The 25,959-nt window shown below is 68.4% G+C and carries 23 protein-coding genes; 9 read left to right on the top strand and 14 right to left on the bottom strand.

Annotation, left to right across the window (positions count from 1 at the left end):
- The first annotated feature begins 1 nt into the window (after position 1).
- A complete protein-coding gene (locus BLQ10_RS12350; protein ID WP_091562360.1) occupies positions 2–1,288 on the top strand; it encodes a M20 family metallo-hydrolase in 1,287 nt (428 codons plus the stop codon).
- Positions 1,288–2,550: an aminotransferase-like domain-containing protein gene (locus tag BLQ10_RS12345; RefSeq protein ID WP_091562357.1), complete on the top strand. Its 1,263-nt coding sequence runs from the start codon at positions 1,288–1,290 to the stop codon at positions 2,548–2,550. Before BLQ10_RS12350 ends, BLQ10_RS12345 begins: the two co-directional genes overlap by 1 nt.
- A gap of 91 nt (positions 2,551–2,641) precedes the next feature.
- Here BLQ10_RS12345 and BLQ10_RS12340 read toward each other — a convergent pair whose 3' ends face one another.
- The 5 genes from BLQ10_RS12340 to BLQ10_RS12315 all read right to left on the bottom strand — a co-directional run bounded on the left by BLQ10_RS12340 (position 2,642) and on the right by BLQ10_RS12315 (position 6,828).
- Positions 2,642–3,286, bottom strand: a complete 645-nt coding sequence (locus tag BLQ10_RS12340; protein ID WP_217635813.1) for an RraA family protein — start codon at positions 3,284–3,286, stop codon at positions 2,642–2,644.
- The gene (locus BLQ10_RS12335) at positions 3,283–3,672 is read right to left on the bottom strand and encodes a RidA family protein (protein ID WP_091562352.1); all 390 of its coding nucleotides are present in this window, start codon (positions 3,670–3,672) and stop codon (positions 3,283–3,285) included. The genes BLQ10_RS12340 and BLQ10_RS12335 overlap by 4 nt, the downstream gene beginning before the upstream one ends.
- Positions 3,669–4,490 carry a RidA family protein gene (locus BLQ10_RS22765; RefSeq protein ID WP_254785537.1) on the bottom strand — a complete coding sequence of 274 codons (822 nt, stop codon included), beginning with the start codon at positions 4,488–4,490 and terminating at the stop codon, positions 3,669–3,671. The genes BLQ10_RS12335 and BLQ10_RS22765 overlap by 4 nt, the downstream gene beginning before the upstream one ends.
- Entirely contained in the window at positions 4,487–5,860 is a 1,374-nt protein-coding gene (locus BLQ10_RS12320; protein WP_254785536.1) for an MFS transporter, read from the bottom strand. Before BLQ10_RS12320 ends, BLQ10_RS22765 begins: the two co-directional genes overlap by 4 nt.
- 185 nt (positions 5,861–6,045) lie before the next feature.
- On the bottom strand, positions 6,046–6,828 hold the full coding sequence (locus tag BLQ10_RS12315; RefSeq protein WP_091562350.1) for a hypothetical protein: 783 nt from the start codon (positions 6,826–6,828) through the stop codon (positions 6,046–6,048).
- A gap of 91 nt (positions 6,829–6,919) precedes the next feature.
- Here BLQ10_RS12315 and BLQ10_RS12310 point away from each other — a divergent pair, with 91 nt between their 5' ends.
- Positions 6,920–7,564, top strand: a complete 645-nt coding sequence (locus BLQ10_RS12310; RefSeq protein WP_091562347.1) for a YdeI/OmpD-associated family protein — start codon at positions 6,920–6,922, stop codon at positions 7,562–7,564.
- A gap of 93 nt (positions 7,565–7,657) precedes the next feature.
- Positions 7,658–8,473 (top strand): phosphatase PAP2 family protein, encoded by an 816-nt coding sequence (locus BLQ10_RS12305; protein WP_091562345.1) that lies wholly within the window; start codon positions 7,658–7,660, stop codon positions 8,471–8,473.
- Here BLQ10_RS12305 and BLQ10_RS12300 read toward each other — a convergent pair.
- The 5 genes from BLQ10_RS12300 to BLQ10_RS12280 all read right to left on the bottom strand — a co-directional run bounded on the left by BLQ10_RS12300 (position 8,470) and on the right by BLQ10_RS12280 (position 15,663).
- Complete coding sequence (locus tag BLQ10_RS12300; RefSeq protein ID WP_091562343.1) at positions 8,470–10,425, bottom strand: glycogen debranching N-terminal domain-containing protein; 1,956 nt, start codon at positions 10,423–10,425, stop codon at positions 8,470–8,472. The genes BLQ10_RS12305 and BLQ10_RS12300 overlap by 4 nt on opposite strands.
- Positions 10,426–10,451: 26 nt before the next feature.
- The gene (locus BLQ10_RS12295; RefSeq protein WP_175558595.1) at positions 10,452–11,642 is read right to left on the bottom strand and encodes an ABC transporter ATP-binding protein; all 1,191 of its coding nucleotides are present in this window, start codon (positions 11,640–11,642) and stop codon (positions 10,452–10,454) included.
- Positions 11,639–13,231, bottom strand: coding sequence for an ABC transporter permease (locus BLQ10_RS12290; RefSeq protein ID WP_091562340.1), 1,593 nt, complete (start codon positions 13,229–13,231; stop codon positions 11,639–11,641). Before BLQ10_RS12290 ends, BLQ10_RS12295 begins: the two co-directional genes overlap by 4 nt.
- Before the next feature lie 5 nt (positions 13,232–13,236).
- Complete coding sequence (locus tag BLQ10_RS12285) at positions 13,237–14,292, bottom strand: iron ABC transporter substrate-binding protein (RefSeq protein ID WP_091562337.1); 1,056 nt, start codon at positions 14,290–14,292, stop codon at positions 13,237–13,239.
- Positions 14,293–14,472: 180 nt separating this feature from the next.
- On the bottom strand, positions 14,473–15,663 hold the full coding sequence (locus BLQ10_RS12280) for a glycoside hydrolase family 76 protein (protein ID WP_091562334.1): 1,191 nt from the start codon (positions 15,661–15,663) through the stop codon (positions 14,473–14,475).
- Positions 15,664–15,855: 192 nt separating this feature from the next.
- Between BLQ10_RS12280 and BLQ10_RS12275 the strand changes: the two genes are divergently transcribed.
- Entirely contained in the window at positions 15,856–16,689 is an 834-nt protein-coding gene (locus tag BLQ10_RS12275; RefSeq protein ID WP_091562331.1) for an SDR family NAD(P)-dependent oxidoreductase, read from the top strand.
- Between the two features lie 95 nt (positions 16,690–16,784).
- Positions 16,785–17,981, top strand: a complete 1,197-nt coding sequence (locus BLQ10_RS12270) for an acyl-CoA dehydrogenase family protein (protein ID WP_091562490.1) — start codon at positions 16,785–16,787, stop codon at positions 17,979–17,981.
- A 9-nt stretch (positions 17,982–17,990) separates the two neighbouring features.
- On the opposite strand, the gene BLQ10_RS12265 is transcribed toward BLQ10_RS12270, so the two are convergent.
- Together BLQ10_RS12265 and BLQ10_RS12260 are read right to left on the bottom strand one after the other, a co-directional pair.
- Entirely contained in the window at positions 17,991–18,836 is an 846-nt protein-coding gene (locus tag BLQ10_RS12265; protein WP_091562329.1) for a DUF1684 domain-containing protein, read from the bottom strand.
- A complete protein-coding gene (locus tag BLQ10_RS12260; protein WP_254785535.1) occupies positions 18,823–19,494 on the bottom strand; it encodes a TetR/AcrR family transcriptional regulator in 672 nt (223 codons plus the stop codon). The genes BLQ10_RS12265 and BLQ10_RS12260 overlap by 14 nt, the downstream gene beginning before the upstream one ends.
- Positions 19,495–19,682: 188 nt before the next feature.
- Here BLQ10_RS12260 and BLQ10_RS12255 point away from each other — a divergent pair, with 188 nt between their 5' ends.
- From BLQ10_RS12255 to BLQ10_RS12245, 3 genes are all read left to right on the top strand, one after another.
- Complete coding sequence (locus BLQ10_RS12255) at positions 19,683–20,363, top strand: NADPH-dependent F420 reductase (RefSeq protein ID WP_091562327.1); 681 nt, start codon at positions 19,683–19,685, stop codon at positions 20,361–20,363.
- Positions 20,364–20,602: 239 nt separating this feature from the next.
- The gene (gene ppc / locus BLQ10_RS12250; RefSeq protein WP_091562325.1) at positions 20,603–23,416 is read left to right on the top strand and encodes a phosphoenolpyruvate carboxylase; all 2,814 of its coding nucleotides are present in this window, start codon (positions 20,603–20,605) and stop codon (positions 23,414–23,416) included.
- A 99-nt stretch (positions 23,417–23,515) separates the two neighbouring features.
- Positions 23,516–23,821 carry a hypothetical protein gene (locus BLQ10_RS12245; protein ID WP_091562323.1) on the top strand — a complete coding sequence of 102 codons (306 nt, stop codon included), beginning with the start codon at positions 23,516–23,518 and terminating at the stop codon, positions 23,819–23,821.
- Here BLQ10_RS12245 and BLQ10_RS12240 read toward each other — a convergent pair.
- Positions 23,818–24,453: a DedA family protein gene (locus BLQ10_RS12240; RefSeq protein ID WP_091562488.1), complete on the bottom strand. Its 636-nt coding sequence runs from the start codon at positions 24,451–24,453 to the stop codon at positions 23,818–23,820. The two genes, BLQ10_RS12245 and BLQ10_RS12240, sit on opposite strands and share 4 nt — an antisense overlap.
- A gap of 26 nt (positions 24,454–24,479) precedes the next feature.
- Positions 24,480–25,448 carry an RluA family pseudouridine synthase gene (locus tag BLQ10_RS12235; RefSeq protein ID WP_091562321.1) on the bottom strand — a complete coding sequence of 323 codons (969 nt, stop codon included), beginning with the start codon at positions 25,446–25,448 and terminating at the stop codon, positions 24,480–24,482.
- Positions 25,449–25,959: the final 511 nt, after the last annotated feature.

The following is a 25,959-nucleotide window of genomic DNA, read 5'->3' as shown; positions in this document are numbered from 1 at the left end:
CGTGACTACTCATTCCACTTTCAGCACCCGCGACGCCGCGTTCGTGCGGGACTTCCACATCATGAGCGAATTCGGTGCGACCGAGAACGGCGGCGTGGAACGGCAGGCGGCCAGCGTGCCGGACGGCCAGCAGCGGGAGTGGCTCACGGGCCTGTTGGAGGCCAAGGGCTTCACCGTGAGATTCGACCGGGCCGGCAACCAGTGGGGCCTGTATGAGGCCGTGCCGGGCGCCCCCTTCGTGGTGGTGGGATCCCACATGGATTCCCAGCCCACGGCGGGACGCTACGACGGCGCGTACGGCGTGTTGGCCGCAGCCCACGCGGCGTTCCGGCTCGTGGAGCAGTGGGCCGCGGCCGGGTCCGCCGGGCAGCCCCGGTTCAACATCGCGGTGGTCAACTGGTTCAACGAGGAGGGCTCCCGCTTCAAGCCATCCATGATGGGCTCATCCGTCTACACCGGAAAGCTCGAACTCGAGACCGCGCTGGCCACCACGGACGCGGCCGGAGTCTCGGTCCGCGAGGCCCTGGACGCGATCGGCTGCCGGGGCAGCTACGAGGGACCCGAAGCCGCGTACTGCGCCGAAATCCACATTGAACAGGGCCGGAGCATGGAGCGCGAAGGCATCACCATCGGCCTGGTGAACTCCAACTGGGCGGCCAACAAATACGAGTTCGTGGTCCACGGCGAGCAGGCCCACACCGGATCCACCGTAATTGCCGACCGGAAGGACGCGCTGCTGGGCGCGTCCATGATGGTGGTCGCCGCCCGGGAACTCGCCGACTCCTTCCCCGGCGTGCTGCACACCTCCGTGGGGCAACTGAACGTCTACCCCAACTCGCCCGTGGTGGTGCCGTCCCGGGTGAGCCTGCTGCTGGACCTGCGCAGCGCCGATGAAGCTGTCCTGGCCCAGGCGGACGCCCTGCTGCACGAGCGGATCGCCGGGATCGAACGGCTGGCGAACGTGACCGTGGAGCGCCACCACGCCCACTCCTGGCCCGTGACCCCCTACCAGCCCGAGGGCGTTGAACTCGCGGCCAAGGTGGCGGCGGACCTGGGCCTGGCGAACAAGCCGGTCATGACCCTGGCCGGGCATGATTCGACCAACATGAAGGATCTGGTCCCGACGGTGATGCTGTTCGTGCCCAGCGTGGACGGGATCTCACACAACGAGCACGAATACACCACGGACGAGGACATCGTGGCCGGGCTGACGATGCTCACCGAGGTTGCGAACCGGCTCTGCAACGGTGACCTGGCGGACGGCGCCGCGGCACCGGTCAGCGCCTGATGGAACCCGGCGTCCTGGCGGCCGGCGTCGTTGACCCCGCGGCGCTGGAGGCGGAAACAACCCGGGCCCGGCACGAAAGCCTGTGGGCCCTGCGCTCAGCAAACAGCGCCTCGACAGAGGTCGGGGATATCTTCGCACTGGCCGCGCGGCCGGGCACGATATCCCTGGCCGGTGGCAACCCGGACGTGGACTCGTTGCCACTGGATCTGCTGGGCCGGAGCGCCGCCCGAATCCTGTCCGGCCAGGGCTCGCGGGCGCTGCAATACGGCGGCGGCCAGGGAACCGAGGAGCTGCGCCGGCAGATCTGCGCCGTGATGTCGCTCGAGGGCATTTCCGACGCGGACCCGGAGGACGTCGCCGTCACCATCGGCTCCCAGTCCGGCCTCGACACCATCACCAAGATCCTCTGCGACCCCGGCGACACCGTCCTGACGGACGACGCCACCTACATGGGAGCGCTGGGAACCTTTGCCACCTACCAGGTCAACGTCCGGCCGGCAGCGACGGACGCGGACGGCCTCCTCCCCGAGCTCCTGGAACGTCGGATTTCAGAGTTGCGGGCGGACGGCCACCGGATCAAATTCCTCTACACCATTCCGAACTTCAACAACCCCACCGGCGTGACCCTGGCCGGCCACAGGCGGCAGCGCATCGTGGACATCTGCCAGGAGGCCAACATTCTGGTGGTGGAGGACAACCCCTACGGCCTCCTGCGCTACGAGGGCGGGCTGCTTCCTCCCCTGCGCGCCGGGAATCCCCTGGACGTCCTGTATCTGAGCTCATTTTCGAAGATCTTCGCCCCGGGCCTGCGGCTGGGGTGGGCCCTGATCCCGCGGCATCTGAAGCAACGGTTCCTCATCGCGGGCGGGTCCAGCACCCTGTGCCCGCCGGCGTTCAACCAGATGTTGACCTCGGCGTACCTGCGGGACTTTGACTGGCAGGGCCAGCTCGAGGTGTCCCGAGGCATCTACCGGCAGCGCCGGGACGCGACTTTAGCCGCCTTGGAGGACCAGATGCCGGCAGGGGTCACCTGGACCAGGCCACAAGGCGGTTTCTTCACCTGGCTGACGCTCGACGCCGCCGTGGACACGCATGCGCTGGTCCACCGGGCCGCAAGCGCCGGTGTGGTGGTCTTTCACGGAGCTCCCTTCATGCCGCTGAAGGAGCCCACCAACCAGCTGCGCCTGGCGTTCAGCGCCCTGACCCCGGAGCTTATCGCGGAGGGCATCGGCCGCCTGGCACCGGTGATCGCGGCCTCCTGAGACTGCCTGACATCTTTTATAACAAAAGCAAAGGGCGGGTCCGGGCTCTTGGCCCGGACCCGCCCTTTGCTTGGCCTCGCGGCGGGTGCCCTTAGGTGAGCGAGGGCCCTCCGGGAAGAACATCGCTAATCGGCTCCCCGGACCGGAGCCGAGCCAGGATCGCTGGCTCCGCCCGGTCGGCGGCGAGGGCCGCGTCCACGACGGCTGCAGCCTCGTCGGTAGACAGGACCAGGACCCCGTTGTCATCCGCCATCACCACGTCGCCGGGGTTTACCATCACGCCGCCGCACATGACAGGAACGTTGACGGCACTGCGCGCACGGGCGATCCGCTTCGCGGTCAGGACGCTCGTGCCGCGGGCGAAGACAGGCAGGCCTGCCGAGCGAAGCTCAACGACGTCGGTCACGACGCCGTCGACGACAACTCCTGCCGCACCCCGACACATCGCTGCGCACCCCGTGACCGCCCCGACCGGCGCATGGGCGAGGTCACCCCCGGTCTCAATCATCAGCACATCGCCGGGTTCCAGCAGCGCCAGGGCCCGGTTGGTGGCGTAGGCGTCCGCTTCGGCCACCCGCACGGTGACCGCGCGCCCCACAACCCGGACGTCCCGGAGCAGGGACCGGATGCCCGAGTCGAGAAAGCCCTCTTCCAGGAAATGCCCGATGGTGGGAAAACTGACCGAGCGGAGGCGCCGGACCAGTTCGGCATCCAGCGCCATCTGTGCCGATCTCATGCTCCGACCTCGTCTCTTAGGACTGCGATGCATTGGATTTCGAAAGTGAAGTCCCAGATACCGACGCAGACGGAAGTCCGGGCGGGCAGCTGGGCGGCGCCGAAGACCTCGGCGAAGATGCTGTCGTACTCCTCGAATTGGTCCGGACCGCTGAGGTACGTCGTGATGTTGACGACGTGCGCCAGAGATGAGCCGGCTCCGTGCAATACCGTCTCCAGGTTGCTGAGGACCTGCCGGACCGATCCGGCAAAGTCGGCCGGCCTGTCGTCGGTGCCCGAAATCAGCGGAATCTGTCCGGTAGTGAAAACGAAGCCGCCCGCTACGACTGCCTGCGAGAACGGTCCGACGGCGGGGGCCATGCCGGGGAAAGAGGCGAGCCTTTTCATGATCCCGCCACCTCGTCCCGCGTACGCCCGGACCGGGAGGGTTCTTCCGGCCCATGCTCTGGGGCAACGACCGCAATACACTCGATCTCGAGCGCAATATCCCAGATGTCTACGCAACACGAGGTGCGTGCCGGCAGGCACGAACCAAAGAAGTCCGCATAGATGCCGTTGTATTCATCGAGCTGGTCCGGATCCGTCAAGTAGGTGGTGACCTTCGTGACCCGGTCCAGCCCCGAGCCGGCCTCGATGAGGACGGACTCCAGATTGTCCAGGGTCTGGCGGACTTTGCCGCCGAAATCCTCCGGCTGGTCCGCCATGCTGCTGCGCGCGGGGATCTGACCCGAGGTGAAGACGAAGCCGTTGGCAACCACGGCCTGGGAATACGGGCCCAGGACCGGAGCCATGCCCGGAGCGTTCGCAATTCTGCGGATCCCGCCCGTGTGATCAGGGCCGGGGACCGCGGCGATGCACTGGACTTCGATAGCGAATTCGCCGCCGGCCACCATGACGGTGGTCCGGGCAGGCAGTTCGTCACCGAAGACCTCGGCATAAACTTCGTTGTACTCCGCCAGCCGCGGATCCGTCAGGAACGTCGTGATTTTCACGGCATGCTTCAGGCTTGAGCCGGCGGCCTCCAGGGTCGCGGACAGATTCGAGAGCACTAGTCGCACCTGATCGGCGAAGTCCGCTGGCGGTTCGTTCGTATCCACCGCCAGGGGGACCTGCCCCGACGCAAATACGAACCCATTGGCTACGACGGCCGGGGAGGCGGCGCCCCTGGGCGCGGCGACGCCGCTGACGGCATTAAGGCGCCTCATGAACCCACCTGTACTTCTTCGGGGCCAGGGGTCGAAGCGGCCCGGACGGGAGCCTCATGCACGGAATCGAGATTGGAGCGCAGGGTCTCGGAAAGCAGCAGCAGGCCGACGAGGGACACAACCGCGGAACCGATCAAGAACCACGCCACTGACGACCCCTGGCCGGTGGCATTCAGCAGTGCAGTGGTGACCACGGGGGTGATGGCACTGCCGAGCAACCCGGCCAGCATGTAGGCGACGGAGAGGCCGGAGTACCTGACCCGGGAACCGAACAGTTCGGCCAGGAACGTGGCGATGGGGCCGTAGTTGGCACAGAAAGCGGTCATCATCAGAACGTAGGCGCACATGAGGCCTGCGATGGATTTCGTATCCATCAGCCAGAACATTGGGAACGCCAGGACAATCTCCGCGATGATGCCGCCCACAATGATCGGCTTTCGGCCGAGACGGTCGGAGAGGCGGCCGAAGACGGGGAGCATCACGAGCCCTACCGCACATGCGACGAGTACGGCCCAGAGCATCGTGTTGGTGGAATATTTCAGTTCAGTCTTGCCGTAGGTCAATCCGAAGGCGACAAGGATGTTGAAGGAGGTGCCGGTCGATACCGTAGCGAGTGCTCCGAGGATGACTTCCTTCCAGTATTTGCGCAGCAGTTCCGCCAGCGGGATTTTGGCTTTGGCTCCGGCGTCCTTCACCGCTTGAAACGAGGGAGTCTCCTCGAGAGTGAGGCGGATGTAGAGGCCGATGGCAACCAGCAGGATGCTGGCCAGGAAGGGCACACGCCAGCCCCATGCCAGGAGTTCCTGTTCCGGCATGACGGCCGCGATCACCAGGAAGACGAGGTTGGCGATCAAGGTCCCACCGGGGACCCCGACCTGGACGAGCGACCCGTAGAATCCACGCTTTTCCTTCGGGGCGTGTTCGACCACCATGAGGACCGCGCCGCCCCATTCTCCGCCTAAGGCCAGGCCCTGGATGATTCGGAGGGTCAGCAGCAGGATGGGGGCCGCGATCCCGATCGTGGCGTAGTCCGGCAGCAGACCGATCGCGAACGTGGCGGCACCCATCGTCAGCAGCGAGATCAGCAGCATTGACTTGCGCCCCATCCGGTCGCCGAAGTGGCCGAACAGTGCGGCGCCGACGATCCGCGCCGCATAGGCGGCTGCGAAAGTGCCGAACGCCAGCATCGTTCCCACCAGCGGATCAAAGCTCGGAAAGAAGATCTTGTTGAACACGAGGGCGGAAGCGGTGGCGAAGAGGAAGAGGTCGTACCACTCCACCGTGGTGCCGATGACGCTGGCAACTGCGATCTTTCGCATCTTGCCGGTGTCAGAGAGGGCCTTGCGTGGGTCGACGCGGGTTTGGGTCATGAGGGCTCCAGGATGCGAGGGAGGTAATGATCGACGGCGACGGTCGCCGGATCCCTCTCACTCTGACGTGCTGCAGATCACCTTTCAATGGAAGTTTCCACCCGTTTGGGCCCCCTGAAATGGGCAGATACCCAATGCCGCGGCGCTGACAGCGTGGCAACCGGGCAGCACGCCACGCTTCCGGCTCAGTGCACCGCCGTGGCCGAGGCGATCCAGAGGGCGAGAGGGTGGGCGGCGCTGTCGGCCGCGTCGGGGTTGGCCACGTGCAGGGTCCGCCCGAACGCCTCTTCCGTCAGGTTGACCTTGTGGCCCGCGGCTGCCAGCCGGTCCCGCAGGGCGGCGAGGTCGCCGGTGTATTCAAAGCCCAGGCCGGCCCGGGCCGCGCCGCTGGCGGGGCGCACCATCAGCACTCCGCCGTTCTTCGCCGTGAAATCCGCGGTTTCGTCATCGTCCGGGGACGGGCGCAGCCGGGCGCCCATGTTCCGCAGCGTTTGAGCGGCGGAAGCAGCGTCCGGGGTGAACCAGACTTCGACGACGGCGAGGGCCGGGTCGGCGTCCGCGCACTGCGCGCCGTGGGCGGCCTTGTCCGCGAAAAACCCGAACCCGTCCTCGCCCGTGATGCGGCAGGTGTCGCCGTGGGCCGCCCGGACCAGCTCGGCCGGGGTGGTCCCGTCCTCCACACCGGCCAGGTTGGTGCGGCGCGCGAATTCTGCCAGGTCTCCGACCTCGACGCCGAAGTCCGTCCTGCCGTCCAGCACAGTTCGGTCCAGCGAGTTTCCTTGTACTCCGTCCCCGCCGGTCCCGGCATCGCCACCTGCCGCAACGCGGTGCAGCGCGAGGCGGCCGGAGCCGGCGTCGAACTCCTGCCAGTCCCCGTCGTCGACCGTCCGCACCATGCCGAGGGCGGATAGAAGCTGCCCCCACTGGTCCATGCGGGAGGTGTAGTGGATCGGGCGGACGCGCAGCATGGGATCTCCTTGCGAGGGACGGGGTTGGCTCCACATGACATGGTGCCACCAAAGCACCCCTCCGGTCAGCCACCCGGAGCACAATGGTGCCATGGCTGTTGAACTTGAGGAACTGCTGGTGAAGGACGCCGCCGAGTGGCGCGCATGGCTGGAGCAGCACCACTCGCAAAGTCCCGGCGTGTGGCTCGTGCTGCACAAGAAGGGCGGATCCGTGACCGGGCTGGACTACGAGGCCGCACTGCAGGAAGCGCTGTGTTTCGGCTGGATCGACGGGCAGGGCCGGCGGCGGGACGGGGAGAGCTCCTTCCAGCGGATGACCCGGCGGGGACCTAAGAGTATGTGGTCCGCGCGGAACGTGGAGCGGATTGAACGTCTTGAGGCGGCGGGGCGGATGGTCCCGGCCGGGCAGGCCGCCGTGGCCGCCGCCAAGGCGGACGGGCGCTGGGAGGCCGCCTATTCGGGCGCAGCGACGGCGGAAGTCCCGGATGACCTCGCCGCGGCCATCGCGGCGGAGCCCCGGGCGCAGGCGATGTTCGAGGTCCTGACGTCCGTGAACCGGTATGCCCTGATCTACCGCACCAACTCGGCCAAGCAGGCCTCCACCCGGGAGAAGAAGATCGCCGGGTTCGTGGAGATGCTCGCGCGGTTCGAAACGCCGTACCCGCAGACCAAGCGGCCCCCAGAACCAAAACAGCCGGAACAAAAACAGCCAGAACCAAAACAGCCGGAACCGTAACAGCCAGAACCGTAACAGCCAGGTGCGCGCCTCCCAGAGAATTCCCAGCTACCGTCCGGGCTGCAGGTAGTTGCCGCTGGCAGGATTGGGCGGATGCTCCGTGCCAAGCGTGCCCCGCGACCCCCTGCCCGCCTGCCGCTGCCGTCCCAGCGGCGGCTCTTCTTCGTGGCAACAGCCCTGCTGATCGCAGGGGAGACGATCTTCTGGACCGTGCTCGCCGCCGTGCAGTCGAACAGCGGCGTGGCCGACCTGGACGCGCCCGTGCACGATGGGCTCGTGGCGTCCCGGACCCCGCTCGCCACCGCCATCCTGACGGCCGTGACCACTGTGACCTCGCCGCTGTGGATGACGGTGATCGGCTGCGTGTTGGCCCTGGTCTGGGCGGTCTGGAAACGGGAAATCTGGCGTCCCGCCCTGCTAATCGGCGCCATGGCGGCCACCTTCGCGGTGTCCACGCTGATCAAGCACGGCGTCGGCCGGGGCCGGCCAGCCGCCAGCGACTTCATGCTGGGACCGGACGACGCCCTGTCATTTCCCTCCGGCCATACCTTCGGTGCCGGCGTCTTCCTGTGCGTCCTCTGCTACCTGCTGGTGGCGGCCCGTGGGACGCGGACGAGCAAACGGACGACGTCGGTGCTCGCCTTCGCGGCCGCGGCCGCCGGGACGCTGGTGGTTGCCCTCAGCCGCCTGTACCTGGGCTATCACTGGCTGACGGACGTGGTCGCCGCCATGGGCCTTGCGCTCGCCGTTACCGGCATCGTCATCTTGGCCGACGGGTTGCGCGCCACCATGGCTCCGCGGCCCGAGCCGCTGACGCCGCCAATGCGCCTGTCGCCGCCCGTGCCGGCGGAGGTTCGCCCGGCGGAGGTTCCCCCGGCAGAGGTTTACCGGCAGGGGCAGGCCCGTTAGAGCCCGACGCCCATCGCCTGGGCGATGACAACCGCCGAGGCTGAGGACCACGCCTGCGGGTGGCATGACGCCGGATAGGGCACAGCGACGCCCGAGTCCTCGGCCCGCACCCCTGCGAACACCTCCGGCAGCCGGTGGCCGAAGGAGGCTGCCGCCGCGAGCAAGCCATCGGCGAGGGTCCGGCCCTCGGCGATGAAACCATCGGCGAGGAGGCCGCGGATCGCGATGGCGGTGTCGTGGCTCCACACCGAGCCGCAGTGGTAGCTGAAGGGCCAAAATCCTGCGGCCCGCCGCGAAATCGTGTGCACCCCATAGCCGGAGAACAGCTCGGGGCTCACAAGCCGGTCCGCCACGATCCGGGCTTCGTCGGCGTCCAGGATGCCCGTGCCCAGCAGGTGTCCCATGTTCGAGCCCGGGATGTCCAGGGGAACCCCGTGCCCGTCCAGGGCCATCGCCGGGAACGGCCCGCCGTCGTCCTCAACCCAGAAGCGCTCCCGGAACCTGAGCCGGAGGGCAGCGGCGAAGTCACGCAGCGCCTGCCCGCCAGGTTCGCCGAAGGCGTCGAACAGCTCCGCCGTTTCCATTGCTGCCTGGTACGCATAGCCCTGCACCTCGGACAGGGCGATAGGCCCCTCGGCCTGGCGGCCGTCGCGGAACTGCATGGCGTCCCGGGAGTCTTTCCAGCCCTGGTTGCTCAGGCCGTGCCCCGACGCGTCACGGTAGCTGAGGAACCCGCGGTTACCCGCTGCGCCGTTGCCCGCCGCGCCGTCCGCTGCACCGTCCGTTCCGGTGGTGCCGGCAGCGAGCAGCCACTCCGCGGCGCGTGCCGCATTCGGCAGCAGCGACCGGACTGCGTCGTCGTCCCGGCCGGCGCGCCAGAGTTCACCGAGCAGGCAAAGCCACAGCGGGGTGGAATCCACGGCCCCGAAGTACACCGGCGGCAGGCGCAGGCCCTGGCTCTCCAGCACTAGCTCCTTGGACCGCAGCTCGTGCAGGATCTTGCCGGGTTCCTCGGCGGCCGCGGCGTCCGTCCGGGTGCCCTGGAAGGCCGCCAGTGCGCGCAGTGTGCCCGCCGCAAGCCCAGTGTCCAGTCCGGTGTCCAGCGGCAGCAGCAGCCGCGCGGCCCACAGCGAATCCCGCCCGAACAGCGTGAAGTACCAGGGCGCCCCGGCGGCGATGAACGGAGCGTCAGGCAGCTGGCGGGTTGCCAGCCGGAGCCCGGCCAGCTCATCGAGGGAGTTATCCAGCAGCAGGCCCAGCGCCCCGGCCGGTCCGGTCCGCTGCGGCCGGGCCGAGGGCGGTCGGGCCGCCACCACGGCGTCGTCGTCATCGGTGAGGACGGCCTGCCATTCGGCCTCGAACGGCCGGCCCCGGCCCAGGGTTCCGCGCCAGGCGAGGTGGCCCTCCGGGGTGACGGCGCCGGAGGCCGCCACCGCAAGGGTCTTGCCGCCCTCCTTCCAGCGCAGTGCAGACTGGTCGGCAGAGATCGGCCCGGTCGCGTCGCGGAAGCGGCTGAGGCGGATCTGGGCCATGTCGGTGAAGTCGGCGGCAAGTTCAATGTCGATTTCGATGTCGAGGGAATCCAGTGAGGTGCGCAGCTGCAGGGTGTGCCGCACCACGCCCGGCGTCACGGTCCAGGTCTGGAGGAGCTCGACCGCGGGATCCTCCGTGGGTCCCGGGATGCCCCGGACCAGGCCCCGGACGCGCAGGACGCCGCCGGGCTCGGTCTCGACGGCCGCCGGCTCGGGTTCCAGGCCGTTGACGCGCACGAGCGCCCGGCAGAGCATCCGGGTGTCGCCGTGGAGCAGCCCGGTGAACCCGGCCGGGTCAGCAGGGTCACCGGCTCCGGGCGGTTTGACCTCGCCGGCCAGGCGGCCGTCCGGATCGAGCCACAGCTGAGTGGGGGCGGCAACGGAGCAGTATTGGCGGTGCAGGCCTGGCTGAACAGTCATCCGCCCACCCTATCTCCAGAGCAAGCTTACGGAGCCTGCTGCTCCTCCACCGGGAAAGCCACGGCCTCGCCCACCACGCGAAGCCGTAGCTCCGTGCCGGGGCGGGCGATAGAGGCGTTCCAGTGCCGGATGGTGATGATTTCCCCGCCGCCGGGGTAGCGGTGGTCCGGGACGGCGCCGGCGGCAAGGACCGGCGGAATCGGGAGCTGGAGCCGTACCGTGGTCTCGGGGCCGAAGTAGTCGGTGTCCACCACTGTGCCGCGAATGGGGCCGTCCTCGGAAATGCGGATCTGCTCGGGCCGCAGCATCAGCTGGACCCGGCCCTGGGCCGGCGGGCGGCGCACGGGGATCCCGCCGAGCGAGCACGTGGCCAGGGAGCCTTCCATCCAGGCATCCAGGATCACGGCGTCGCCCAAGAATTCGGCGGTAGCACGGTCCGCCGGACGCGTGTAGACGACAAACGGGTTGCCGATCTGGGCCAGCCTGCCGCCGCGCATCACCGCCACCTGGTCGGCGAAGGATAACGCCTCGGCCTGGTCATGCGTGACCAGGATTGTGGTGACGCCGGCGTCCTTCAGGACCTGGGCCACGGCGCGGCGGGTGGCCACCCGCAGGCCGGCGTCCAGGGCGGAGAACGGCTCGTCCAGCAGCATCAGCGCGGGCTTGCGGGCCAGCGCCCGGGCCAGGGCGACCCGCTGCTGCTGGCCGCCGGAGAGCTGGTGCGGGCGGCGCTTGGCCATGGCCGGGTCCAGGGAGACCATTTCCAGCAGCTCCGCGACCCGCGCCTTGACGCCGCGGTGCCCTCCGGGGAGCTGCGCGGCGTCCAGGCCAAAGGAAATGTTCTGCCCGACCGTCAGGTGGGGGAACAAGGCACCGTCCTGGGCCACGTAGCCGACATGGCGCTTGTGGGCGGGGACCCAGGCGTTCTCGCCTGCCACCTTGCTGCCGCTCAGCGAGATGCTGCCGGTGTCGGGGTGTTCGAAGCCAGCAATCAGGCGCAGGAGCGTGGTCTTGCCGGAGCCGGACGGTCCCACGATCGCCGTCGTTCCGCCCCTGGCGACGGAGAGGTTGACGCCCCTGAGGACGGCCTGGGACCCAAAGTTCTTGGTGACCGCGTCGATTTCCAGGTGGCTGTTGGTGCTGGTGGCCACGGAAGCCGCGACTCGCGGCTCGGGGAGACGCGAGGGGGCCTCACGCGATGGGTAGACATCGGTCACTGTCCGGCTACTTTCTTGGACTGCTGGAAGAGGAGATAGGTCATGGGCGCCGAGATCAGGATCATCAGCAGCGCGTACGGGGCTGCGCCAGCGTAATCGATCTCGCTGCTCTTGCTCCAGAACTCGGTGGCGAGGGTGCGCGTCCCGTTGGGAGAGAGCAAAAGGGTGGCCGTGAGCTCGTTGACAATCCCCAGGAACACCAGGGCCGCGCCGCCGGCCGCGGCTGGGGCGGTGAGGCGCAGCGTCACGCGGATGAACGCCAGCAGCGGCGGCTTGCCGAGCACCTGGGCCGCCTCGTCGAGTTCCTTCGGTGCCTGGGACAGCCCCGAGCGGATGTTCACGAGAGCACGCGGGAGGAACAATAGCACGTAGGCCGCGATGAGGAGCGCTGAGGTCTGGTACATGCTGGGCACCATCCGGATGCTCACGGTCACGAAGGCCAGGCCCACCACAATCCCGGGCATGGAGCTGGTGATGTAGTTGGACAGCTCCAGGGACTTGCTGAACCAGCTTGGACGCCGCACGGCCAGATATGCCATGGGGAACGCGACCACGGTGGTGACGACGGCCGCCGCAAGGCCGTACGCCAAGGTCTGCAGGAGGGCCGGCATGAACTCCTCGGCAGCCCAGATTTCGGGGCCGCCGGCGATGATCCAGCGCAGCACAAACGTCAACGGCAGGCCGAATGCCAGCCCGGTGAGGGCGATCAGGGACAGCTGGGCCGGGAGCTGGTAGGCGTGCAGGGGCAGGCGCAGGGCGCGCGCCTGGGCGCCCGAGCCGATCCTGGCGTACCGGGCGCTGCCGCGGCTGCGGACCTCCACGAGCAGCAGGATCAGGCACAGGAACACCAGGACGCTGGCCAACATGTTCCCCGCGGTCCCGTTGAACGTGGACTGGTACTGCACCATGATCGCGGTGGTGAAGGTGTCGAAGCGGATCATCGCGAACGCCCCGTATTCGGCCAGCAGGTGCAGCGCGACCAGCAGCCCGCCGCCGGTCATGGCGACGCGCAGCTGCGGCAGCACCACGCGGAAGAACGCGCGCCAGGCGCCGAGTCCGAGGGAGGCGGCGGACTGTTCGATCGCCGGGTCCAGGCGGCTGAGCGTCGCGGCGGCCGGGATGTACACGAGCGGGAAATAGGACAGGGTGGCGATCAGGACCCCGGACCACAGCCCGCCGAGCGAAGGCACCGCGGACACCCAGGCGTAGCTGTTGACAAAGGCGGGGATGGCCAGCGGGGCGGCGAGCAGCACGGCCCACCACTTCCGGCCCACGAGGTTGGTGCGTTCGACCAGCCACGCGCCGCCGACGCCCAGGACCAGGCACAGCGGCACCGTCACCACGGTCAGCAGCACGGTGTTCAGCAGGAGTTCGCCGACGCGCGGGCGGAGGATCAGGGCCGCGGCGGTGTCCCAGCCGGTGGAGGCCGTCATGAAGACCACATAGGCCAGAGGCACCAGGGAAAACAGGGCGATCAGGACCGCAATGATGGAAACAACAGAAACGCCGAAAGGCGGGCGAGGGCGCTTGCCCCTGCCCGCCGTCGTCGTGTCCCCTGATGTGCCGGGGACCGCCAGCTTGGTAGTCACTGCTGCTACAGCAGCCCTGCCTGGGTCATCAGCTCGGTGACCTTGGCGGAATTGAGCTTGGCGGGATCCACTGTGGGTGCCTGCAGCTCCTTGAGCGGAACCAGCTTGTCATTGGACGGGACGCCCGAAGCGACGGCGTACTCGAAGGAGGTGCCCTTCTGGAGCACTTCCTGGCCCTTCTTGCCCGTGATGAACTTCAGGAAGGACTGGGCCGCCGCGGCGTTCTTCGAGGACTTCAGCACGCCGCCGCCGGAGACGGAGACGAATGCGCCCGGGTCCTGGTTCTTGAAGTAGAACGGCGTGACCTTGTTGGAGTTCTCGCCGGTCTTGGCCTGGTCGCCGTAGTAGTAGTAGTGGTAGATCAGGGCGGCGTCCACTTCGCCGGCGTTGACGGCCTTCATGGCCGTGCTGTTGCCCTTGTACGCCTTGGAGTTCTCCTTCATGCCCTTGAGCCATGCCTGCGTGGCGGCCTCGCCCTTGAGTTCCAGCAGGGCCGAGACGATCGCCTGGAAGTCGGCGCCCGAGGGCGAGGCGGCCCACTTGCCCTTCCACTCGGGGTTGGCCAGGTCCAGCATGGACTTGGGCAGCTTGTCGGCGCTGATCTTGTTCTTGTCATAGACCAACACGGTGGAGCGGGCTGCGATGCCGGTCCACTTGTTGGTGGAGGGACGGAATTCAGCGGGAACCTGGTCCACGGTGGCCTTGTCCACATCCGCAAAGAGGCCGGCGTTTTCCACCTGGGCCATGGCGGGGGAGTTCTCGGTGAGGAAGACGTCCGCCGGTGAGGCCTGGCCTTCCTGGATGATCTGGTTCGACATTTCGGTGTCGTCGCCCTGGCGCAGTGTGACCTTGATGCCGGTTTCCGCCGTGAAGGCGTCTACCCACTCTTTGGTCAGGGACTCGTGCTGGGCGTTATAGACCGTGATCTCGCCGGCGGCCGAGCCGCCGGCCGCTCCACTGCTGCCAGCCGGGGCAGCCGAACCGGAGCCGCAGGCGGCCAAGCCCAGGGCGGCGGTGGCTGCCAGGGCGATGCCCGCCAGTGCGTTGTTGCGGATCTTCATGGGGCTACTTTCTGCAAGGAATTCGTCGTCGGTGCCCTGACCCCCGTAAGCGGGGAAGTTAGGGCATGCTCACTACGAACGACTGTAGGTTAGCCAAACCTAAGCAACCAACCTGAAGGCCCATTAAGTGATCAGGATCACATGAATTACGAAACTGTTGCATGACGTAATTGGCGCAGGTTACGGGGCGGGCGCCGAAGCGACCGCCGCGGCCGCCTCCAGCACCATCCAGGCCTGGAGCTGCGTAGACAGCTCGACGGCGGCGCCCTCCGGATAGCTGCGGCGTGCCGGCAGTTCGGTGCGGTCGGAGAAGACCAGATGGCTGCCGGGGCGCGCGAGGCGGTCCTGCGCCGGCAGGATCCGGCGGCCTTCCCAGAGGGCCTCGGCTGTATCGTTCACGAGTGCCGCCGCCGTGGCCCGGGTTTCGGCGGGCAGCCGTTCGTCGACGGCGGCCAGGGCCAGGTAGCGGACGAGGATCCCGGTGAAGAGCCCGCCGTCGCCCGTTCCCTCGCACCGCAACACCGCGGCGGTGCGCCCCAGCAGCGGGGCCGGATGCGTGAGGTTGCGCGCCGCGGCGTCCACCAGTGCGGCCGCCCGTCCGAGGTTCGCCTCGCCCCCAAGTTCCAGTAAGGCCCCGAGAACTGGCCCCTGGTTGTAGGTGTAGATGGTTTCTTCGAGCACCACGTCACCCGTCCCGGAAATCCGCAGGCCGTCCTGGTAGAGGCCCTGTGCGGGCTCGTAGAGCTTGGCGTCCAGCCAGTCCAGCAGGGCCTGCGCCTTGGCCTGGTTGCCCGTCCGGGCGTAGTAGAGGGCCACCGGCGCGGTGGCCGGCGTGTTCTTGAAATCGCGCTTCGTGCTCCAGAAGGTGCCGCCGCCCAGGTCGTCCGTGGAGGCGGAGTCGAACTGCAGAGTCAGGCGCTGCAGGACCTTGGCGTTGCGCTCCCGGCCGGTGTGTTTGCGGGTGTCCTCGGCGAGCTTGTCCAGCCGGAGGGTGGCCAGGGCCAGCCAGGCCATGTCGTCGTAGTAGTTGTTGACCACCGTGAGGAAATTGCGCAGCCGGATGCCCGTGACGAGCCGGGAGGCAAGGCGGCCGGCGCTGGGCCGGTTCTCGCCGTCGAACTTGGCGCCCGGACGCCCGGGCGAGCCCAGTTCCCGGCGGCCGGCGTCTACAAGGCAGTCGAGGTAATGCGCCTGCCACCAGTAGTGCCAGGGCCGGGACAGGTTCTTCAGCCGGCCGGACGGCCGGAGGATCGCGGCGATGTGGGTTCCCGGCAGGAAGAAGAGCCGCTGCCCGAATAGCCTGGTCACCGAGCGGGCGGCCTCGTCCGCGCGGAAGGACCAGTTGGGGGCGGAGGCGTCGGCTCGGGTCATGACCCAAGCCTAATCGCGGGAGCCGGTCCGGACCGCGATCGTGACCGCGCCACCGCGTGTGCGCCCAAAGGTGCGCAATGGCCGCATTCCAGTTAACATTCACTAACTAATGTTCCCCACGGGCCGCTGCTTCAGGCGCCGCCCGCGTTGAGGCTTCGCGGCCGGGGTTCGGTTCCACATCAAGGAGGATGGATGGACATCAAAGGTACTGTCGCGCTGATCACGGGCGGAGCCTCGGGTCTTGGAGCGGCCACGGCCAGGCGCCTGTTCGACGCCGGTGCGTCGGTGGTGCTCGTGGACCTGCCGGGTTCCGCCGGGGACGCCTTTGCCGCCGAATTGACCGCCTCCGCCGCTGGCGAAGGTGCCGCCGCTCCCGCCGAGGCGCCGGCCGGAGGCGGCCGCACGGCAGTCTTTGTCCCCGCCGACGTCACGGACGAGGTGCAGGTGCAGTCCGCCGTCGACGCCGCCGCCGCCCTGGGCCCGCTGCGCATCGTGGTGAACTGCGCGGGTATCGCGACCCCCGGCAAGGTCCTGGGCCGCGACGGCGTGTTGCCGCTGGAGGCCTTCAACCGCGTCATCCAGATCAACCTCGTGGGCACCTTCAACGTGATCCGCCTTGCCGCGGCCGCCATGGCAGCCACCGAGCCCGCCGCCACCGAACTCGGCGGCCCTGAACGCGGCGTCATCATCAACACCGCCTCCGTTGCCGCGTTCGACGGCCAGATCGGCCAGCCCGCCTACGCCGCCTCCAAGGGCGCCGTTGCCGCCATGACGTTGCCGATCGCCCGCGAACTCGCGCGCTCGCTGATCCGGGTGGTCACCATCGCACCGGGCATCTTCGAGACTCCCATGATGGCCGGCCTGCCACAGGAGGCCCAGGACTCCCTGGGCCAACAGGTGCCGCACCCCTCGCGGCTGGGCCGCCCCGCCGAATACGCGAACCTCGCCGCCCACATTGTGGAGAACGCCATGCTCAACGGCGAGACCATCCGCTTGGACGGCGCCATCCGCATGGGCCCGAAATGACCGGGCCCGACATGACCGGTTCCGAAATGACCGGGCCTGGGCCGGCCGCCACAGCTGCACCGACTGTGGCCGCACCGTCTGTGGCCGCACCGTCTGTGGCCGCACCGCCTGTGGCGGAGCTGCCCACGGCGGACTTCTTCGACTACGAATCCCTGCTCAGCGCGGCGGAGCGGGCCAAACTGGCGCAGCTGCGGGAGTTCCTTTCCGCCGAGGTCGCCCCCTTCGCGACGGACTGGTGGAACAAGGCCGAATTCCCGGCCCACATCCTGCCCAAGCTGGCCGCCTTGGAGCTAAGCGCCCCCGCCCAGCGCGGCTACAGCAACCTGTTCGCCGGAATCATCATCGCCGAGATGACCCGGGTAGACACCTCGCTCGCCACCTTTTTCCTGGTCCACCACGACCTCTTCGTGGAGTCGCTCTACGGCTTCGGCTCCGAGGAGCAGAAGGCGCGCCTGCTCGAGGACGCGGCTAACCTGCGCACCACCGGCGCCTTTGCCCTCACTGAACCGGACCACGGCTCGGACGTTGCCGGCGGCATGGAAACCCGGGCCCGGCGGATCCCGGGCGGCGCGGCCGACGGCGGCGATGCCTGGGTGCTCAACGGCGCCAAGCGCTGGATCGGCAACGGGACGTTTTGCGACTACATGCTCGTCTGGGCCCGGGACGAGGCCGACGGCGGGATCCGCGGCTTCATCGTCGACGCCACCTTGCCGGGCGTTAGCCGGAGCCGGATCGAGAACAAGATTGCCCTGCGCACGGTGCAGAACGCGGACATCGTCTTCGCCGACGTCCGCGTGGCCGAAACGGATCGTTTCGCGGGCATCGGCAGCTTCGAGGACACCAATGAGCTCCTGCGCGGTTCCCGGATCATGGTGGCCTGGCAGGGAGTGGGGCAGCAGCTCGCGGCGTTCGACGTCGCCCGGCAGTACGCCGTCGAACGCCAGCAGTTCGGCCGCCCGCTCGCGAAATTCCAGCTGGTCCAGCAGCAGCTGGTGACCATGCTGGGCAACGCCGTCGCCAGCATGGGCATGATGGTCCGGATCGCGCAGCTGCAGGACCAGGGCGCCGCGGACATGCCGCAGGTGGCCCTCGCAAAGTCCTATGTCAGCGCCCGGATGCGCGAAACCGTGGCGATGGGCCGGTCCCTTCTCGGCGGCAACGGGATCGTCACCGACTACCGGATGGCCAAAATCTTCTCCGATGCCGAGGCGATCTACACCTACGAGGGCTCGTTCGAGATCAACACCCTGATCACGGGGCGCGCCGTCACCGGCGTGTCCGCGATCGTCTAGGAGGGCCGTTTAGAAAACCCCTGGTTCCTTCTCGCCGGCTGCGATCCGGTAGTCCAGGCTGTTGTTCTTCACCGGCATGGGGCACGTGCCGTACGGGGTGAAGGCGCTGGGGTAGTTGATGGCCCGGTTGAAGTCCAGGACCACGGTGTTATCCGGGCGGGGTTTTGCCGTGGAGACTTTGCGCCACTCGGCAGTTGCTTGTCCCGGCGGGGCTGCCCCATTGGTCTCGTCGTGGAACGTCACCGTCAGTGCGCCGAGCTTCTCCTCCTCGGCCTGCAGGTGGAACTCGTGGTCCGTGCCGGGAAGCCGGAAGACGAGTTCGCCGACCGAGCGGTGGACGCCGTCCACGAGCGGGTTGGCGGTGCCGATCGGCACATCCACGGGCTCGGGATAGGGCGCGAACCGGGCCTCGACCACCAGGTCCGGGCGGAAATCGAAGGTGGGCACGCCGTCGAACTCAGTGAACGCCGGTGACTGGGAGTCGCGCGTGCGGATCGCGTACTTGTCCGCCCGCATGGCGAGCTCCACCACCACCTGGCGGCCGTCGTCGCCGCCGTACGCGACCCACATCAGGGATTCCTCGTCCGAGAGCACGGCGCTGATGGTGCCGTCCACGGGTTCGCCGGTGTCCACGAGGGTCAGGCCGTCGGACGCGGCGGCGGTGAGGAACGCCGCGGTGCCGTCCGTGGACCAGAGCCCCGGCACGAGTTCGACGGCGGCGGGCCCGTCCTCGAGCCACTGGAACGAGGTCAGTGTCAGCCAGCCGTGGTCGCTGGCGAGGGCCGCATTCCGGCTGTTCCGGAAGCGCTGCCAGCGGGCAAGCTGTGGGTCGGCCGCAGGCTCAGTGCTGTTCATGGGTTCCTTCGGGGCCTCGTCCTGGATCTCGTCCGGGGCTGCGTCCGCTGGGGGAGCTGCCGAGGCTGGCGGCCACCAGTTGGGCTGCGGTGGACCCGGCGGCGGCGGCCGCGTCCGGGTCGCCGTCGAGCACTCCGCTGGCCAGTCCGCCGTCGAGCAGCAGGGTCAGGCTGCGGGCGAGCTGGTCCGGGTCCCGGGCTCCGGCGCGGGCGGCCAAGTCCCGGATCCAGGCACGGATCTGCTGCTTGTGCGCCACCGTCCGGTCGTGGACCCTGGTGCCGGCGGCCGACTCGGCAGCTGCGTTGATGAAGGCGCAGCCGCGGTATCCATCGCGCCGGCAGGCGCTTGTCAGGGCATCGAACAGACCCACGAGCTGCGCGGCCGGGTCTTCGCCGGCGGCGTCGGCGGCGGCGTGCAGCTGCCCGGTCCAGATGCCGTCGACCTTCTCCAGATAGGCCAGGATGAGGTCGTCCTTGGCCGGAAAGTACTTGTAGAACGTGGCTTTCGCGACGCCGGACTCGGCGATGATGGTATCGATGCCGGCGGCCCGAAAGCCGTGCGCGTAAAAGAGCCGGAAGGCCGTGGCCAGGATTTTCTCTCTGGCATACCCGGCCGGGGTGCGGGCAACCGGCGGGGCAGTGGCTGCTGGCAGCGTCATGACACCATCGTACACAGACAAGTCTGTCTATGCCCGGCTCTCGGTTCACTTTCTGCGCTGCCAGGCCCCGGCCGGGCCGCGCGGCGCCGCCCCGGCCCGCGGCTATTGCCGTAGACAGGTCTGTCTGCTAGCGTCAGTCCTATAGGTAGACGAACCTGTCTACCCCACCGCTTGAGAACGAGGACGCCATGAAAATTGCAGTATTGGGAACCGGCGTGGTCGGGCGTACGATTGCCGGCGCACTGGCCGGCCTGGGCCACGACGTCGTGATCGGCACCCGCGACCCGCAAGCGACGCTCGCCCGGACCGAGCCGAACATGATGGGCACCGCACCGTTCGCCCAGTGGCACGCCGCGAACAGCGGAATCAGCCTCGCCGCCTTTGCCGACGCTGCGGACGGAGCCGAGCTGATCGTCAACGCCACGAACGGCGGCGGCTCCCTGGCTGCTCTCGCCGCCGCGGGCACCGGGAACCTCGCCGGCAAGATCATCATGGACATCGCCAACCCGCTGGACTTCTCGCAGGGCATGCCGCCGTCGCTGAACCCGGTGAACACGGACAGTCTCGGCGAGGAGATCCAGCGGGCCTTCCCCCAGTCCCGGGTCGTGAAAACCCTCAACACCATGAATGCCTCCGTGATGGTGGATCCGGCCCGCGTGGCCGGCGGCGACCACTCGGTGTTCGTCTCCGGCGACGACGCCGACGCCAAGGCCGCCGTCACAGAGCTCCTCAAGGGCTTCGGACACCGCGACGTGATCGACCTCGGGGACATCACGACTGCCCGCGGTTCGGAAATGCTCCTGCCGATCTGGTTGCGGCTCTGGGGCGCGCTGGGCACCGGCGAGTTCAATTTCAAGATCGCCCGCTAGACCCTCCACCCAACTAGCTTGCAGCTGTGGCCGTTTTAGCGCCCAAAAAGGTGCCACAGCGGCGGGCTGGTTGGGGGTCCAGGGTCGGCGGCCGCGGCGGTACGGCAAGGCCTGACACTATCTGAGACGGAATTCCAGCGGGCAGTGTCTGCGGGTAACATCCCATGGGAAGAAGTAATCAGGCTCACAGTATCCAGCGCAGTGTACGAGCCAAGTCGAACCCTCGAAAGATAGTTTCCATGGCTGACACTGCAATGCATTCCGACACCGATCTTGCCGCTGAACTCCGGGCTGATGTCCGCCGGGTCTCCACCCTCCTCGGCGAATCCTTGGTCCGCCAGCACGGGCCGGAGCTCCTGGACCTCGTCGAGCAGGTGCGCCTGCTGACCAAGGAATCCAAGGAGGCCGCCCGCGGCGGGGCCGACGCCACCGGGCCGTGGAGCTCGTACGACGTCGTCGCCCAGGTCCGTGAACTGCTCGGCTCCCTGCCGCTGGACCAGGCCACCGACCTCGTCCGCGCCTTCGCCTTCTACTTCCGCCTGGCGAACGCCGCCGAGCAGGTCCACCGGGTCCGCGGGCTGCGCACCCGGCAGGAAAAGGACGGCTGGCTCGCCAAGGCTGTTGAGGAGATCGCGGACCAGGCAGGCGACTCCGTGTTGCAGGAAGTCGTCAACGAGCTCGACGTCCGTCCCATCTTCACGGCCCACCCCACCGAGGCCTCCCGCCGCTCGGTATTGGACAAGATCCGCCGGCTCTCGGACATCCTGTCCGAATCCACGGCAGAGGGCACCTCTGCGCGCCGCCGCCAGGACCGTCACCTGTCCGAGGTGATCGACCAGATGTGGCAGACGGACGAGCTCCGCCAAGTCCGGCCCACCCCCGTGGACGAGGCCCGGAACGCCATCTACTACCTCACCGGCATCCTCAGCGACGCCATGCCGGAAATGCTCTCAGACCTCTCCGAGCTGCTCGCCGAGCACGGCGTCACACTGCCGCCGCAGAAGGCCCCGATCCGCTTCGGCTCCTGGATCGGCGGGGACCGGGACGGCAATCCCAACGTCACCGCCGCCGTCACCCGCGAAATCCTCCAGATCCAGAATCAGCACGCCGTGCGGATCAGCATCGGCCTGATCGACGGACTCATCTCCATCCTGTCCAACTCGACCGCGCTGGCCGGGTCGGACCAGGAACTTCTGGACTCGATCGACATCGACCTGGGGAACCTGCCGGGCCTGGACCGCCGCGTCCTCGAGCTGAACGCGCAGGAGCCGTACCGGCTCAAACTCACCTGCATCAAGGCCAAGCTGATCAACACCGGCCGGCGGGTCGCAGCCGGATCCGCGCACGAGTCTGGCCGCGACTACACCGCCACCGCGGAGCTCCTCGCCGAGCTCGGACTGCTGGAACGGTCGCTGCGGAACCACCACGCCGCCCTCGCCGCCGACGGCGCCCTGTCCCGGGTCCGCCGCGCCATCGCCTCCTTCGGCCTGCACCTGGCCACCCTCGACATCCGCGAGCACGCTGACCACCACCACGACGCCGTCGGGCAGCTCATGGACCGCCTCGGCGGCCCCGGTGTCCGGTACGCGGAACTCAGCCGCGCAGAGCGGCTCGAGGTGCTGGGCTCCGAGCTCGCGTCCCGGCGCCCGCTCTCCGGCCACCCGATCAAGCTCGACGGCGTCGCCGACGGCACCTACGACGTCTTCCGGGAGATCCGGCGTGCCCTGCGCACCTACGGCCCCGACGTGATCGAGACCTACATCATCTCCATGACCCGCGGCGCGGACGACGTCCTGGCCGCGGCCGTGCTGGCCCGCGAGGCCGGCCTGGTCAGCCTCTTCGGCGAGGCGCCCTACGCCAAGATCGGCTTCGCGCCGCTGCTGGAGACCGTCGACGAGCTACGCGCCTCGGCCGAGATCGTGGACCGGCTGCTCTCCGATTCGTCCTACCGCGAACTGGTCCGGCTCCGCGGCGACGTCCAGGAGATCATGCTCGGCTACTCGGACTCCAACAAGGAATCCGGTGTCATGACGAGCCAGTGGGAGATCTACAAGACCCAGCGCAAGCTGCGGGACGTGGCCGCGAAGCACGGCGTCCGCGTGCGCCTCTTCCATGGCCGCGGCGGCTCCGTGGGCCGCGGCGGCGGGCCGACCTACGATGCCATCATGGCCCAGCCCAACGGCGTGCTCGAGGGGGAGATCAAGTTCACCGAGCAGGGCGAGGTCATCTCGGACAAGTACTCCCTGCCGGAGCTGGCCCGCGAAAACCTCGAGCTCTCCCTTGCCGCCGTGCTGCAGGGCTCGGCGCTGCACCGCGCGCCGCGCACCTCGGAGGACCAGCGCGTGCGCTACGGCCACGTCATGGACACCGTCTCCGACGCCGCGTTTGCGCGCTACCGCACGCTGATTGAGGACCCCGACCTGCCCGCCTACTTCATGGCCTCCACCCCGGTGGAGCAGCTGGGATCCCTGAACATCGGATCCCGTCCGTCCAAGCGGCCCGATTCCGGCGCCGGGCTTGAGGGGCTGCGGGCCATCCCGTGGGTGTTCGGCTGGACGCAGTCCCGGCAGATCGTGCCGGGCTGGTTCGGCGTGGGCTCCGGCCTCAAGGCCGCGCGCGAGGCCGGAAACTCCGCCCAGCTCAAGGAGATGATCGAGGGTTGGCACTTCTTCCGCTCGGTGCTTTCCAATGTTGAGATGACCCTGGCGAAGACGGACATGGACATTGCCGGCTACTACGTCTCCACCCTGGTGCCGGAGGAACTGCACCACCTGTTCCGTGCCATCCGGGCCGAGTATGAGCTCACCGTGGAGGAAATCCAGAACCTCACCGGCGAGCACGTGATCCTCGATGCCCAGCCCACCCTGAAGCGCTCCCTCGAGATCCGGGACCAGTACCTCGATCCCATCAGCTACCTGCAGGTGGAACTGCTGCGCCGCGTTCGGGCCGAGGCTACGGCGGGCATGTCCGGCGCCGAGATCGACGAGCGCCTGCAGCGGGCCATGCTGATCACGGTCAACGGAGTCGCCGCCGGGCTGCGCAACACCGGGTAGCCTGCACTCTTCCGCGCTCCCTCCGTTCCGTCGCCTTACCTTCGGCGTCTTACCTCCGGGCGTTCCCTCAGGGACTGAGGGGGCGGCTAGGGTTGTTCCATGCCGTCGTTCCAGACCAGACTGAAGATCACCGGGCTCAAGCCGGGCACCGCTCCGGAAGCGGTCATGACCGCGGCCATCGAGGCGCTCGGGACGCGGCACCATGTCGAATCGCACCAACTGGAGCTCGCCGGCGGCGTACCCCAGCTGAACCTGCGCTTCCTGGTCGATGCCACCGCGTACAGCGCCGAAAACAGCCAGGCGCTGGAGTCGGCAGGCATGATGCGCGACGCCGTCGAACGCGTTGCGCTCACCGGAACGCTGACCGTGCTGCGCCGCAGCCGCGGCCGCTGGGCACCCGTCTAAAAGTCCAGTTCCTCTTCCGGGTCGACCGCTGCGGACTCCACGGGGGAGGGGCTGCCCCGGCGCCGCGTCACGATCACGCCCACGACGGCGCCGATCACCAGCCCGACACCGACACCGATCAGGGAGCTCGCCCAGAATGGGAGTCCGGTGGCGGTGCCCATGAAATAGCCCAGCGCCACGGACCAGCTTGCCCAGAGCAAGCCGCCGATGGCCGCGCAGAGGCTGAACCCGCGCGTCGAGACGTTCGCGATGCCGGCCGCGGCCGTCGTCGCCAGCCGCCCGCCGGGGATGAAACGGATGCCGATAATCGCTCCGTACGTGGAGGAACGGCCCGCTTTCGCGATCGCCGCGTGCACGGCCGCGTGGAACCGCAGGCCCCATTTCCAACGGTCGAGCACGTGGCTCAGCCGCCGCTTGAAGAGCTGGAAAACGAGAAGGTCACCCAGCCATGAAGACACCGCGGCGAGGAGCACCACGAGGAACGCGTTGATGTGGCCCTCCGCGGAGAGCGCGCCGCCGGTGATGACGAGCATTTCCGAGGGGAGAGGCGGAAAAATCGCATCGCCAATCACGAAGGGGAAGATCCAGAAATAGATCGCGGCGCCCCAGCTGTCCGCATTTCCGAAGTCCATGGGCACAAGGTACCGCACTTCGGCCGCTAGCGTGCTTCGCTGAGTTCCAGTCTGCTGCGGTATTCCACCGGGCTCCCCGTGATGGGGTCGACGAAGCGGATCCCGCGGGCCAGGAGCTGCAGCGGCTTGGTGTAGTTGTCCGGGGCCTTGTCCAGCAGTTCCGGGTAGAACGCATCGTTGACGATCCCCAGACCCAGTGAGGCCATGTGCACGCGGAGCTGGTGGGTCTTCCCCGAGTGCGGCTCCAGCCGGTACAGCGCCCGGCGTTGGGGGCCGCCGTCGGGCGCGCTGTCGGGTGCGCTGTGGAGTTGGCCGGCCGGATCAAACGTGCGCAGCCGCTCGATCCGGGTTTCCGCGTTGGGTTCCCCGGCAACCACCTCGGCCAGCAGGTAGCTGCGGGACTTGGTCATTCGGTTCCGCACCACCACAGGGAAGTCCACCGCGGGGTGGCCCGGCGCCGGTTCCGCGGCGGATACACACTCGTATTCCTTCTGAACCTGGCGCTTTTCGAAGAGCACCTGGTACTTGCCGCGGGTCTCGGGGTTCGTGGAGAGCAGCAGGATGCCGGCGGTCATGCGGTCGAGGCGATGCATGGGAATCAGGTCCGGGAGGCCGAGCTGGTTCCGGAGCCGGACCAGCGCCGATTCCTGGATGTACGTCCCGCCGGGGGTGGTGGGCAGGAAATGCGGCTTGTCCACGACCAGCAGGTGATCGTCCTGGTGCAGGATGTTCAGCTCCACCGGGATCCGGGTCTCCGGCGGCAGGGTTCTGTAGTACCAGATGAACGTGTGGTCCTGCATCGGCGTGCTGCGGTCCAGGGCTGTCCCGGCCTCGCCGACGATCTCGCCGGCGTCGAACCGGTCCTCGATGCCCTGGGGATCGATGTGCCCCCAGCGGTGCATCATGTAGTCCAGCGCGGTCTCCCAGGGCCCCTCGTCCGGCAGGCGCAGGCGCGTTGCGTTGACGCCGTCGCGCACTGGGAGGGGGGATTGCATCACGGAACCATTCTACGGGTCCGGCCTCCGGCCCCGCCCCGACGGCCCCCGCCGCCCGCCCCTGAGCCGCCCCTGGCTCCAGTTCGCCGGACGCGTGCCAGTTCGCCGGAAAGGTCCGGCGACCTCGCACGCTTCCGGCGAACTCGCGGGTTTGTGCCCTCGCCCTCCGCCCTCCAGTCCCTCCGCCCGCTCCTTCCGCCCTCCGCCCACCCCTGCCGCCTCCCGCCCCGAGCCGCCCCCTGGGCTCCAGTTCGCCGGATGCGTGCCAGTTCGCCGGAAAGGTCCGGCGACCTCGCACGCTTCCGGCGAACTCGCGAGTTCGTGCCCACTTCCTGCGTCCTTCCGTCCCCCCGCCCGCCCCTTCTCTTCCGCCCGCCCCGAGCCGCCCCTGCGCTCCAGTTCGCCGGACGCGTGCCAGTTCGCCGGAAAGATCCGGCGTCCTCGCACGCTTCCGGCGAACTCGAGACCGCGCCCACTTCCTGCGTCCTTCCGTCCCCCCGCCCGCCCCTTC

The sequence above is a fragment of the Arthrobacter sp. ok362 genome, from assembly GCF_900102785.1.
Lineage (GTDB): Bacteria > Actinomycetota > Actinomycetes > Actinomycetales > Micrococcaceae > Arthrobacter.
The sequence above is the reverse complement of the archived record's forward strand: the minus strand, read 5'-3'. Positions and strand labels throughout refer to the sequence as shown.